General features: G+C 45.2%; 9 protein-coding genes and 1 tRNA gene. 4 read left to right on the top strand and 6 right to left on the bottom strand.

Going from position 1 to position 12859, the window contains the following annotated elements; all coding sequences use genetic code 11:
- Nucleotides 1-47: 47 nt before the first annotated feature.
- The 6 genes from JIN82_RS05500 to JIN82_RS05475 all read right to left on the bottom strand — a co-directional run bounded on the left by JIN82_RS05500 (nt 48) and on the right by JIN82_RS05475 (nt 10435).
- A complete protein-coding gene (locus tag JIN82_RS05500; RefSeq protein WP_200310644.1) occupies nt 48-2555 on the bottom strand; it encodes a VWA domain-containing protein in 2508 nt (835 codons plus the stop codon).
- 19 nt (nt 2556-2574) lie between these two features.
- Nucleotides 2575-4338: a vWA domain-containing protein gene (locus tag JIN82_RS05495; protein ID WP_200310643.1), complete on the bottom strand. Its 1764-nt coding sequence runs from the start codon at nt 4336-4338 to the stop codon at nt 2575-2577.
- Nucleotides 4335-5210 (bottom strand): DUF58 domain-containing protein, encoded by an 876-nt coding sequence (locus JIN82_RS05490; protein WP_200310642.1) that lies wholly within the window; start codon nt 5208-5210, stop codon nt 4335-4337. Before JIN82_RS05490 ends, JIN82_RS05495 begins: the two co-directional genes overlap by 4 nt.
- A 62-nt stretch (nt 5211-5272) precedes the next feature.
- A complete protein-coding gene (locus JIN82_RS05485) occupies nt 5273-6268 on the bottom strand; it encodes an AAA family ATPase (protein WP_200310641.1) in 996 nt (331 codons plus the stop codon).
- A 20-nt stretch (nt 6269-6288) separates the two neighbouring features.
- Complete coding sequence (locus tag JIN82_RS05480; protein ID WP_200310640.1) at nt 6289-7953, bottom strand: hypothetical protein; 1665 nt, start codon at nt 7951-7953, stop codon at nt 6289-6291.
- 229 nt (nt 7954-8182) lie between these two features.
- Nucleotides 8183-10435, bottom strand: a complete 2253-nt coding sequence (locus JIN82_RS05475; RefSeq protein ID WP_200310639.1) for a C10 family peptidase — start codon at nt 10433-10435, stop codon at nt 8183-8185.
- A 566-nt stretch (nt 10436-11001) separates the two neighbouring features.
- Between JIN82_RS05475 and JIN82_RS05470 the strand changes: the two genes are divergently transcribed.
- The 4 genes from JIN82_RS05470 to JIN82_RS05455 form a co-directional block, all read left to right on the top strand.
- Nucleotides 11002-11091 (top strand) — tRNA-Ser (locus JIN82_RS05470).
- 416 nt (nt 11092-11507) lie between these two features.
- A complete protein-coding gene (locus JIN82_RS05465; RefSeq protein WP_200310638.1) occupies nt 11508-11993 on the top strand; it encodes a hypothetical protein in 486 nt (161 codons plus the stop codon).
- 2 nt (nt 11994-11995) lie between these two features.
- Nucleotides 11996-12382 (top strand): hypothetical protein, encoded by a 387-nt coding sequence (locus JIN82_RS05460; protein WP_200310637.1) that lies wholly within the window; start codon nt 11996-11998, stop codon nt 12380-12382.
- Nucleotides 12383-12515: 133 nt separating this feature from the next.
- Nucleotides 12516-12859, top strand: a 344-nt coding sequence (locus JIN82_RS05455) for a transposase (protein WP_200310636.1), incomplete at its 3' end; no start/stop codon positions are given.

Here is a 12859-nt window from a genome sequence, read left to right as displayed (position 1 = left end):
AAGAAAGAAAATGGGGAAAGCTGGTAGGTGATTTGTAACTAAAAATATTAGACTCTGCGCAGGACAACGCCTGTAATGAGAAAGGCAAATGCTAGCAGGGCAAAGTATGGAGTGATATTTTGATGCCGGTAATGCTTAATGAGATTTTCTCGAATGGATTCAGCATTGATACTCGGTAATGATGTTAGGATCTCCGGGGTTTTCCCTCCGAGTTGATATTCGGCGGGATAGGAGCGCTGCCAGTAGAGCGTTTTCACCTTGTCGTGGTCAGTGTCTTGAATGCGCAAAGCCACGGCGTTAGATCCATGCAGGTCAAGCGAACCCGCATATTTTCCGATGCCTGTTTGCGAGATGTCCATTGCCAGTTTTTTGCCATCTTGGTTGATAGCTTCAGCAGTCCATTGGCTGCCGTTCACCGGCGCACCATTGAGACCTTTGTGACTAGCTTCAATGCGCCACTGGTCGTCTGTGATATCTTGCACGATGCTGAGCCCAGTATCATCTTCAGTCTTGAGGATGCCTCTAATGACTTGTGCCCAAAACTTGCTAGCACCAGACCAAGCTAACCACTCACCGCCCCAGCGCTCAGTGAGATCTGATGTATAGGCTAGACCTGTGCCCAAGCCGAACCTATTAATCGCCAGCAGTGGGTCACCCGTTTCGGTCACAAGTAATAGCTCAGAAGTAGGTTTACTTTTCGTCATTACAAATCCTAATACCATTGGCAGTTCGGTCTGTTCATAACCAGTTAGTACGGGATGATCACCCGTGATGACTGAGCCATAAAGGTCTTCTTTGATGGCTGACTTGGAAGCCTGCATGGTTTCTTTTGTAAAAATCTGCGGCACGTTGGCTGGATCATCAGTTTGGTAGAAGCGGCCTTTTCCGTAGTTAGCTATCTCTTCTAGCAAGTTTGCGTCAGCCCCTGAACCCATAGCTACTGATGATACCGTAATGCCTGAATCTACCATCTGCTGAGTTAGCGAGATATGATCGGCCTCCTGAGTATGTCCATCAGTCATGACGATCATGTGCTTGATCTTTGTGTTAGCAGCTTGCAGCATGTCATATCCCTGCACCATCGCTGGAAACATATTGGTGCCACCAGATGCTCCCAAAGTATCAATGGCGTTCATGATTTGTACTTTATTGCCTGCTGAGGTCATTTCGCAGACAACCATTGGGTTGCTGTCAAAGCCGATGACCGCAATCTGGTCACGTGAGCCTAGTAGCTCGGCAGCTGCCTTGGCCGCTTGCCTGGTTAGCTCCATTGGTGTTCCTTCCATGGAACCTGATTTATCAAGTACTAATACCATGGATAGAGATGGTTTTTGTTTCTCTTTTTCAAATCTAGAAGTTAGGGGGATGACCTCTTCAATTGGCGTTTTGTAATAGCCGCCAAGTCCGTATGAGTTCTCTGAGCCCATCATGGCTAGGCCACCGCCAAACTCGCTAACATAGCGTTTGAGGTTTTCCATTTGGTTTACCATTAGGTCTGTAGCTGGAACGTCGGCTAGTATAATGGCGTCAAAGGCTAGCATTGCCTCTAGTGATTCGGGTAATCCACGTGCCCCACGAACATCCATATCGATGCCTTGTTTTGCCATCGCGCGAGAGAATGACCTTAGCTTCTCTCTCTGACTGTGGATGACTAACACTCTAGGCTGACCTTTTACCTTGATCGTTGTTGAGAGCTTGTTGTTCAGCGGGAAATAATCTCGCTCAGGAATCAGCTCAGCTTGCCAGTGGCTGGCACCTGAGCTTGTCATTTCTACGTCAGCGTAACTGATAGTAGGTGTGTTGGCCTCTAGCTGGATTGTTTGCTCAGTCACAGCGACACCTTTGTGCAGGATTCGTAATCGCCCTGCCATGTCGCTATTGGACTGGCTAGTTACCTTGATGCGTAGAATCTCATTCTGAAATGCGTTTAGTGACGCTGGCTCGATAGAAACCAGTGCCGCTTCGGGTTTTTGTAATGGCTCAATTTGATTTAGAAAGAGATCTACTTGCTCGCTCTTGAGTGTTGCTAGGGCGTCTTCTAGACCAGAGGTGGTGGCAGCAGCGTCTGTGTACACAACTAACCTGCGAGATTTACCAGCAGGAAAACTCATGCGCGCGCTGAGTAAGGACTGTGTTAGATCTGTTGATGATCTGAACTTAGCATCAGACACTCCTTGCTCGCAGCTGGTGATGAATTTTTTAATTTCATCTGGCTGCATTTCTTTTAGCTCAGAGGCAAAAATGAAAAGTGAATGACTATCACCCGAATCTAGGCTCGCAATGCTAGATTCGATATGAGCCAGTGCCGTCTTCATGGATTCAGGGTCGACTGATTCCGAGCCATCGATCAGAAAGCTTACATGTACGGATTTTGTTTCATTTTTGATGAACGGCCTGCATAAAGTTAGCACTAACAATACAATGCCGATGATTCGACATGCGATCGATAGAACTTTAAATTTAGCAGGGCGGTCGACTAAAGAAAAACCGTATCCGATGGCAAGTGGAATGATGACTAATAGCCACCAAAGAGGGGTGAGTGAGAAAAACTCCATAATATAAAAAAATTGATAATTAGCCTAATTTACGGCGATGATAGAGGATAGACTCTAACGTTAATGCGAGTAGGGCAATTACGACTAGCCAAACTGAAATAGGCCAACCGGTTCTTAATTGTCTACTGGACACGGCGTCAATAATAGCCAACTGGCTATCATCAGCTGACAGCAGACTCACACCAAAGTTCCATTCGCTATCATCTGCAGAATATCTGTAACTTGCAGAATTATTTAGCTCAATTTGACTTTGTGCCGCTACTATTGAAGCCTCATTGTTATGGATGATTTCGGCTTGCTCGCTATTACCAGGGAGGGTGATTTTTGTCCCTGTAGCGTAGACTGGAGCGAGGCTAGATTCTCTACCCGCTAGATGCATTGTAGCACTGTGAATGATGGTTGGGAACCATGGTGATAGAAAGAAGTTCTGCTCGGACGGATCCAAGTTGACGACTACAGCAGTTTGATTTCCCCTGCGTAATTTATAGAGCAGAGGTGTACCGTCATGGTTAAATGCAAAGACTTGCGCGTCTTCAGGGGCACTGAGCCTTTTGGCGGCAGGGAAGCCCATGATATCGAAATCTAAGTGTTGAGTTAGAGGGTGTTCGCCATCTTCAGTTTCGATAATGATATCATCCAAGGGCTCGCCGATAGACGTCCACCATTGAGATTGCTGCTGCGGATTGAAAATAAGTAAATTGCTCTCTTCTGTATCTGTAGAGCCTTCGACTAGTGTGATTTGTGGTGATTCTGAGTCGATTTGAAGTAGACCGTTAGTGCGAGCAAATGCGTTCACACAATTCTCGAAAAACCATGGAGTGGTGACTTTTAGGCCAATTGAGATTGTTTGCTGTGGGTTGAGACCCATGATTACTTCATTGTCTAACATGAAGTCGTCCTTCTGATTAATACTAGCCGTCCAAATGCCAGCTTCAGCCATATCAAAATCAATAATCTGTTCGAATTTTTCGCCAGCTTGTAGCTGTAGAGGAATTAACTTTGCGATGACGCCAGATTCTTGGTGACGCAGCTCTATCTCAGTAGAGATATCTTTTTTGTAGGTATTTTCAATTTTCAGATAGCAACTTGCGGTACCGTTGCGGCCAGGTACCCACTGTAGGTCAGCTGCTGTGATGCCGAGGTTTTCTATTTCAGATCCTACCGCGAAGAGTTCTATTTTTTCGTCAAAATCTGGCAGTTGGCTAGACCCGTCTGTGATGAAGATAATTCTATGCGCGCTAGAATCACCTGATAGTTTGTAATTAGCTAAACTTCTAGCAGCCTGAGCATTGAGAGGCATGTCAGATGCGTTGATCTGTTTAATCTGCTCGACCAGAACTTTTGGGTTATCACTTAAGTGAGTGAGAAACTTTAACTGTTTATCAATAGTTGCTAGAGCGACGCGATGTTCACCGTTTAGGGATCTGATAATCCCTGTAGCTTTATCTTTGGCTAGCTGGATGCGGCTATTGGCATTATTCCCTGCCTGCATAGAGGCCGAGGTATCAATGATAATGAGCATGTCTGTTTGCTTCTCGTCGCCCCAGCGCGGCTGAGCTAATGCAAAAGCTACGGCCGCAAAAGCAAGCAGCATCAGCAGGAGAGAAAACAAATCTCGTAATCGTTGAAATAGCGCTGATGAGCGTTTCTCAGCAAAGACTTTTTGCCATAAGAAGTAGGCGTTAGTGGGCTGTTTTTTAGGTCTAACTTTGAGGAAATAGATGGCTGTTAGCGGAATGATTGCTAATAATGACCAGAGCCATAGTGGATTCAGATAACTCATGCTACCAGTCCTCCTCGTTTCAGGATGTTGGAAATCACTTGATCAAATGCGTGCTCGCTGGTCAAGGTGCCTAGCCCGATACCGCGCTTGGCACACTCTTTACGGAGCTGATCATTCCAGTCAGCCATCGCCTTGTTATAGGCTTCGGCTTCTTTTTTTGTGATGGTTACTTTTTGATTTTGCCCTGTTTCGATGCATTCTAACTGAAGGTCGCCTTTCCAATCACATTGTAGATCTTTTGGGTCATGGACTTGTAGACAGAATACATCGTGGCCGTGCCACTGAAGTAGTTTCAGGCCTTCTTCGTATCCACGAGGGAATAAGAAATCGGAGATGACGATCACCATGCCGCGCTTGCGATGGCGCGCCTGTAGGGATTTGATGCAGCGGGTGAAATGGGTGTCTTCGCCGTGCGTCTTAGTTTGTTCTAGGGCTTTTAGAAATGGTAATACTTTAGCTCGGCCACGTGTAGGCTCGATGATAGGCTCTAATTTATCAGACAAGCTATAGGCTGCTAGCCTATCTTGACAGTTTAAAGCAATGTAGCCAAGTGCCGCACTGAGCTCTAGGGCCGTCTTTTGTTTGGACGCCATGGAGTGGCTACAATCACAAAGCAGGTAAATAGTAGCATCTTCTTCGAGCTCAAACAATTTGATAACAAGTTCATCAAATCTAGCATAGACTCGCCAGTCGATTGCTCGGTAGTCATCGCCATGGTTATACTCTGCATAATCGGCAAAGGTGACCCCAGCGCCTTTACGGGTACTTTTACGGTCAGCTTGTAGTGTGCCTCCTAGCACTTTACGTGCTAGCAAGTACAAGCTTTCGAGTCTGCGAATAAATGTTGAGTTAGTAAATTCTCCTTTGTGCATGGGCGCAATCCGACTTAGTTTGTCTGTCTTTTTTAGAGTTGTTTGATGCTGCTATGCGCTTTCTATTTAGCGGCAGCACTCAGAGCTTTGCGGATGAGATCGTCAGCAAGGATGCCTTCAGCTTCACCTTCAAATGATAGAATTAAGCGGTGACGCATGGCGGGAATGGCGCATTCGTCTACATCCTCGCGGGCGACATGAAAACGACCATCGAGTAACGCACGCCCTCTAGCAGCTGCTAAGATTGATTGAGCTGCACGTGGCGATGCGCCATTGCGAACATATTGTTTGATCTCTTGTGGGGAATCGTCATTTTCTGGATGAGTCATACGCACGGCTTTGACGAGGTAGTCTTGCACTTCATCGGAGATGGCGACTTGGCGCAGAGTGTGACCCATTTTGAGGATATCTTCGCCGTTGGCTACGGCCTTAATTTCTGGTTGCTCTATGCCTCCTGTGCGGTTGAGGATTTCTTTGAAATCATCATGGTTAGGCAAGGTGACGTAGAGCTTAAAGAAAAAGCGGTCAAGCTGGGCTTCCGGCAGCGCGTAGGTTCCATCGTTCTCAATCGGGTTCTGGGTGGCTAGAACGAAGAAGGGCAATCCAATGCTGTGAGTTTTGTTAGCTACGGTGACACGTTTTTCCTGCATGGTCTCTAGCAAAGCAGATTGAGTCTTAGGAGTTGCACGGTTAATTTCATCGGCGAGCAGGATATTACAGAAGACGGGACCTTTTTGGAATTGAAGCTGACGGTGGCCGTTTTCTTCTATCAGCACCTGGGTGCCAACTACGTCAGATGGCAACAAATCAGGAGTGAACTGAATGCGTTGGAAATCTAGGTTCAGTGCTTGGGACAGAGTGTTGACGAGGGCTGTTTTTCCTAAGCCGGGAACGCCTTCGAGCAATACGTGACCACCGCAGCAGATAGAAATAAGCACATTTTCGATGATGTCATCTTGGCCAACAATGAATTTGCCAACTTCTTGTCGGATCGTCTTGAATGTTGCTTTGAAATGTTCGGCGGCTTCTTCGATTGGAGAACTGATTGTTTGTGTCATGGTGTTAGTTTGGTGGGGGATTAGTTTTGATCTGCTGGTATCGTAGGTTCTTGATATTGGTGAATGGATTCAAAATAATTTTGCACGCCTGATTTGAGTTCCTCAGGAATGTCGTCGCGCTGGACAAATGACTCGAAAGATCTCTGATAGCTGCGCTCTCGTTGAGATTCGTTTTTGCTAGAGATGGCGGTGCCACTCTCCGCTTCTTCGACCGAACTCTGCGACGGGCCAGTTTGATTTTTTATCCCCTGTAGCTGGGCCATGTTTCCATTGGCTAGATGGTCTGAGCGTTCTTGCCTTTCCGAGTGATTGCTGCCTACACCCGCTTGTTGCCCGCCAGGTCTGGAACTAGGTTTATTGCATCGACCAAGCGCATAACTCTGCGACTGGCAGAGACCTTGACGTAGGCACTTTAACTTGAACGAAGCTTTGCATTGGGCGCTGGTCTGGCACATCTTCTTAGAGAGTTTGCAAAGTTGGTCGTTGATATTATTACAGAGTGATTCGCATTTCTGGTTTGATAGTTTTTTGCCATCTAGTTCGCATTTGCGGAGCTCTTTTTCTAACTCACTGAGAGTTTTATCTAGCTGGCTAACCATTGAAGCAATTTCACTTTGCTGGCTATTATCACCATTGCTTCCGCTACCGTTTGATTGATTGCCCTGTGATTGCCCTTGTGAACTACTTTGATTGCTTGATTTGTTAGCATTGGCCATGCGCTTGGTAATGGCGCGCATCATAGCAGCCTTCTTCTGTTGTTCAGTTAGGGGAGTCGATTTTTTCTGTGAGCTTTCTGTATTTTTCTTGAATTGCATGTCTTCAAGTTTTTTGCCCGCTTTGTCGTAGTCGCGTTTTTCAATGTCTTTGCGTATTGCCCTAGCTTGTTGGCTATCAGTCTTACGCAATTCCTGAGCCATCTTCTTCAAAGCACGCTCTTCCTTAGCGTGATTCATTTGGCTTAGGTTCAGGCTAATTTTTTGCTCTAACTTGGCAAACTGCTTCATCGCTTCACGCTCATTGCCTGTAATTTTCATTTCCTCAACCCACTGCTTGAGTTCATCGAGCTTCAGCGCTTCTTTTTCATCGTCATCTAATGATTTATCTAGCTCATCTAAGTATTCTTCTAGCTCATTACGAACTTCATTAGACCTGCTCTCTATCATGTTCTCGTGAGCTAGTTTCATAACAACCGCCTCAGAAGGGGGGATAGTGAGCATGTAGATGGATACGGCTAGTAGACTGGTGCCTGTGAAAATGATGTGTTTTGGCCACTTGAGGGTGAGTTTGTCTTGGTTGACCTTAGCTGCTTGTTGCTCAGCTTGACTAACAATCAGTTCGACTACTTCACTGTTGGATATGCTTTGTTTGTTATTGTCGTTCTGTGAACTCTGCAGCTGGATAGTAGTTAGCATGAGATCTTTAAGCTGCCACTTTTTGTCAGCATAGTGAGCTGCCTCTTCTCGGCTATTACGATTAACACTAGCAATGATAGATCCGATGACTATGGAGGAGCCAATTAGTGGCCAGTAGCCACTAGCGATCATGGCGTGTCCTCTAAGGATATAACTAAGCGCGTAGACAATGCCGATAATGCCAGCAGCAAGTAGTGACCACGACACTGTGGAGATGAATTTTTGCAAATTCAGGTGGCGCTGGATCTTATTTAGAAATTGGTCAATTTTCATGGATTGTGTACGAGTTAGAATGAGTTGTATCAGATTAATTCTATCGAACTATTACAAATACGATTTAATAATGTAATATCTGACTGTTGGGTCTTGATAGGTCAATTAGATTAGATCAAATTTTTGTTATATTGTTATGCTTCTATACATATATTTGATTTTCAAGGAGGCAAAAAAAATACCCAGCCGAAGCTGGGTATTCATAGGTGCTAGTGTCTAATGAATGGTTTTATTGTGAGGCGCAAACGCGGAAGAATAGTTTGTCTTCGATATTTTTGTCCCAGCGGATCTTGAAGTTGTTTGTCTTTCGCAATGTGGTGAAGCTGTCTCCGTTAGGTAATGTTGATGTTTCCACATTGTACCAGTTGATCATGTCAGTGGAGTATTCGACAAAGAGCCCTGAAGTATCTATGGAGCTATCTACTGGTACAGCAAGCTCTAGCTTACCTGTGCCGTAGGGTTTCGGTTGCGGTAAGGTATTCTTCTTATCGTTAGTATAGCCCATAAGGTGGGTAATGACGTCCGGGATTGAGTCGTTGTTAGTATCAGCTGTTGGATCCCAGAGATTTTCAACGACGGTTAGCTGCATGGTTTCAACGATGGCTTCTGTTTGCCCAGACAAGTTGGTTACAGCTGCTCCAATGTTGTAGGTGCCTGGTTCGAGAGCTGGTAGGGGAGTGAGGTGCAGGTTTTGGCCTGCATGCTCTGGAGCAATGCTAGCGCCATCCACGGTCTGTAAATCAGTATACTCAGCGAGTAAATTATAGCCGGTATACGTTCCTGAATTTAGTGTGATGCTCTCGATGTAGAGTTCGTAATAAGATTTTTGAAAATCATAGTAAGGAAACTCTAACTTGATAGATATTTCCTGACCTGCAAAGGAGCTGAGATTCACAGATCTAGTTTTCCAGCTAGGTGACCATGCGTCTCCAGTGAAGCTGTTCACGACTTCGTATGTTTGGCCTCCAGTGTTGGATACAAGGACGTTAAATTTGTTACTTCCTGAGAAATCATGCCAACCCTTGATATCCAGAGTGCTGTTAGCGTTAGGGGTGAATGTTTCAGCTAGGACGATTGACGATTTTTCTCCCTGTTCAGCAGGTTTTGCATACCAACATGCTTTACCTGTTCCCGCGTGCGTTACTAGTGACCAGTTTTGGGCATTTCTCACTGAGAATGATTCTATATCTGCTGACCATGGTGCCTGTTTCTGAGCGCTTTCATAGAGCGAGATTTTTGCCACTTCCTTATGTCTTCTTTTTGGTAGAATCCAATAGCAGTCAGTTGAGGTGGTGGATATCTCTGTGTTAGTAGATGCAGGGAACGCGAGCATGCGCGGTCTAATGTTTGTTACTGCTCCGCCAATGCCCTCATAGGTCATGCCGTTAGTGATCAGTCTAGGGTGGTTTTCATCGTGTCGCCACCAGCCATTGCCCTCACCGCCCCAGCCATAATTGACATGATAGGTAGTTTCATCACCATTGATGAGCAGGCCGTCAACAACAACTGAGTGGGCTGGCAGGCTGGCGTTAGCGGGGAAACCTGCTTTGAGATCAGCCTGGATGGGGCCGAGGCTGCTATTTTGTGTGAACTGGGTAGATGATGGTTCGTAATAGTAATATTGTTGCAGTGCTGCTGATTGAGAACCTCCATCGCCTCCCGTGCCATTATTTCGGTATATGATTTCTGAGGCGACACCAAGGTTATACATGAGGCCGGCAATCGCTTCCTCTTGCTCAGGAAGATAGTCAACTGTCGCGTCGTAAAAGGTTAGCATGTTAGCCCAGTCAATGCGTGTTTCGAAATTAGCGCTGAAGTCACCACCGAGTACTCCATTAGTTTCAGCTTCGCGGCTGAAGCTGTGTGTTCCTAGGCCTCTAATAGGCCATCTGTGAAAGTACATCAGCTGCGCAAATGCCGTTGGCACACAACCAGTAGCAGCCCTGCCGCGGTAAGCTTCTTGGGCATGAATGAATCCCTCTGGTGTGTATAGGTTCCCTGGGTGAGCTTGATGCCACACAGTTTCTAGCATTGGCTCGATGAGCAAGTCGGACGAGCTAGCTGCAATTTCCATTAATTCAGCTGGCTCTGTGCTTAGACTTAATGATTTTGTAACTGGCTCACTAACTTGCTGGCTCAGGTTCGAGTCTAGCAAAACATAAAACGCGCTATCTTCAGGTGGATTAATGCTAGATCTGCTATCAGGGCTATAGGAGATGACTAAAGGTAGTTTGTCATCACTATTAAGGATGAGATATCCTGTTGGTGATAGGTTTACGATATATGCAGAGCGGCCGCTGTCTTCATTGGTGTAGCTATTGATAGATGCTACTTCGCGGCTGGCCTCTTTCATAATTGGATGGTCTATCATCCATATAAGGGCCTCTTGTACTGCTTGTTCTTTGCTAATCGTTCCTGCCTGTATCAAGCTAGAACTCAGACCGAAAAATATAATGCCTGCGTAGATTTTGTTAGTATTCATGTATGTGCGTGAATTACGGGGGCAGTTGTGTGTAATGACTAGTTCATAGGATTTAGTCCGTCATACTGGGTATTTTGACATTTAAATTTACATAATTGATGTGATTGACTGTTGGTTGGTCGGATATGTTTCAATATGGGGATGTTAGCCGTGGCGTGAGTTTTTTGACCAAGCTAACTAGGCTGAAATGGCGTGATCGCTGTATTATTTCGTCGCTGAGAAATGTCTCATTATCAGGTGTGTTGGGCCCAGCTGGCTCTGGATAATCGGAAGTCGCCTAGCACTAGCGCCTATTTAGAAATTTGAGAGTTCTCAGCGGAGTCATCGGTCGCTCACAGCAAAGAACATTTCTGGTCCATCTCAATACATGAGAATCTAGCTATGGGCGGCTGGCCCAGTAATGGCATCATTCTGAGCGCAATGAGTGAATCGGCAGCAGGCGTAAACTGTGTGAAATTTCGAAAGGTATAAATTTATTGAATTTGCATCAAAAAAAGATTGCACCTTTGCAGTCAGCTGAGTAGTTTCCGCGCGCACCGCAATACGCGGCGCAAATGCAAGATAAAGGACAGGTGCCAGAGTGGTCGAATGGGCTCGCCTGGAAAGCGAGTGTGCTGGCAACAGTACCGAGGGTTCGAATCCCTCCCTGTCCGCCATCTGCCATATCCATTAAGCCGCAAGCAATTGCGGCTTTTTTGTGTTCTAGATTTGGTGCAAATTACCATAGTCGTAACCAGATTCGTAACATAGTCGTGATGACATGTTACGACTTGGAGTGTACATGGAATTTTCGAAATTTTGATTTAGTTAGATAGATGAATTGGGCGGTAATCAGCCTGATGATGATAATTGCTGTGTTTTGATGGGGCAAAACTAGCGAGAAATTGGCTGTAATGGTTTTAACTGAGCTCAGCTAAATTTCTCACTTGTTTAGGACTAGTTGGCCAGAAGTCCAGCTAGCTGGAATGTTGAATCTAGAATTACATATGAAATTTCGCTGATCTAAGCTAACAGAATTCTGTGATTAGAGGTTGCAGAGCCAGTTAGTTTAGTGCTAAAGCTGTCTTTTGATATGAAGAAATTAATCATTGTGGGCTTAGCTTTTTTCCTCCAAGGAGGAGGTCTCACGCTTGAGGCTGAGGAAGATGCTCAAGGTAATATTCTCGAACTAGTTGACCAAATACGGGAAGAAGAGAGGCTATATTTTGAGAAGGCGATATCTGAGAACAGGCAAAGTTCCGACGGTGATAAGTCACCAATCGAAAGGGAAATTGCACGCTTAGGTATTCGAGAAGTCGTTATTACCAAAGTTTATGGCTCAAATATTAATAAGCATAAAACGCTTCGGTCTTTTGTATTTAGCTGGGGCGAGGATGAGGTATTCATACGTGAATATAACGAAAAGTTTGGAGATTATGAAGAGCGATGGAACCTTAAGGTTGGGGATAAAATAAAGGTGATGAAAGTAGAGAGCCCGTGGATAGTAGATGGGAAGTTAAGAAAGCAGATAAGGTTTGAGCGAGCTGATGCTATGCTCGCGCACCTAAGGAGTTTATAACTATGAATATTGATTATAAATACCATCTGCTAGTACTAGTTAGCTTCTTTTTAATTTGTTGTGAATCAGAAGAACAGGGAAATGAGTTGCTAGACGAGAATGAAAATGTAGAGAACATGGTTTCTCAACTAAATGTAGTCGATGAGTACAGCAAAGTTCGAAAGGTAAAAATCCAGAAAATATATGAACATATTTCTGAATCGGGAGCTGAACTAAGAGCTGGCATTATTATGTGGGATGGTAAAGAGGTGATGATTGACATACCTGAACCACTGCCTGAGATCATAAAAGAGGGACAAACCGTCGAAGTCAGGCTTGTAAATAAGGAAATAGACGGTCGCTCGGAAGCAATTAGTCTATTTGTCCTTGAGCAGTCTAATGTGAAATAATGAGACTGACATCATGTTGTTGAGCCTGACATAATATTTGTGTTTTTGGTCGCATTTGTAAAATACGACCATGAAGAAAAAAAAGAGCCTGACATAATATTTGTGTTTTTGGTCGCATTTGTAAAATACGACCATGAAGAAAAAAAAGACAGAAGCAGACCAGGCGTTGGATGAATTTTTTAACTCATTCATAGCGAAACAAAAGGCAGCTGGAGCGAGTCCGGCTGAGCTGGCAGTTCAGGGTGACGATCTCATCAAAAAGCTAATGAAAAGGTTCTACGAGAGTGCCTTAGCTGGTGAGATGGATGACCATTTAGGCTACGAAAAAGGCCAGCGCAAAGGCGGTAAACGCGGAAATGTGCGCAACGGAACCAGCCGCAAAAAAGCGATCAGTGAGCACGGTGAGTTAGAGGTGGCCATCCCGCGAGATCGCAAGGGAGAATTTGAGCCGAAGATTTTGCCTAAAAATCAGCGTCG

Source organism: Persicirhabdus sediminis (genome assembly GCF_016595495.1).
GTDB classification, from domain to species: Bacteria; Verrucomicrobiota; Verrucomicrobiia; order Verrucomicrobiales; family Akkermansiaceae; genus Persicirhabdus; species Persicirhabdus sediminis.
The sequence above is the reverse complement of the archived record's forward strand: the minus strand, read 5'-3'. Positions and strand labels throughout refer to the sequence as shown.

Coding starts and splice junctions, on each gene's coding strand:
- JIN82_RS05500 (WP_200310644.1), bottom strand. CDS start 2,555: ATGGAGTTTTTCTCACTCACCCCTCTTTGGTGGCTATTAGTCATCATT.
- JIN82_RS05495 (WP_200310643.1), bottom strand. CDS start 4,338: ATGAGTTATCTGAATCCACTATGGCTCTGGTCATTATTAGCAATCATT.
- JIN82_RS05490 (WP_200310642.1), bottom strand. CDS start 5,210: ATGCACAAAGGAGAATTTACTAACTCAACATTTATTCGCAGACTCGAA.
- JIN82_RS05485 (WP_200310641.1), bottom strand. CDS start 6,268: ATGACACAAACAATCAGTTCTCCAATCGAAGAAGCCGCCGAACATTTC.
- JIN82_RS05480 (WP_200310640.1), bottom strand. CDS start 7,953: ATGAAAATTGACCAATTTCTAAATAAGATCCAGCGCCACCTGAATTTG.
- JIN82_RS05475 (WP_200310639.1), bottom strand. CDS start 10,435: ATGAATACTAACAAAATCTACGCAGGCATTATATTTTTCGGTCTGAGT.
- JIN82_RS05465 (WP_200310638.1), top strand. CDS start 11,508: ATGAAGAAATTAATCATTGTGGGCTTAGCTTTTTTCCTCCAAGGAGGA.
- JIN82_RS05460 (WP_200310637.1), top strand. CDS start 11,996: ATGAATATTGATTATAAATACCATCTGCTAGTACTAGTTAGCTTCTTT.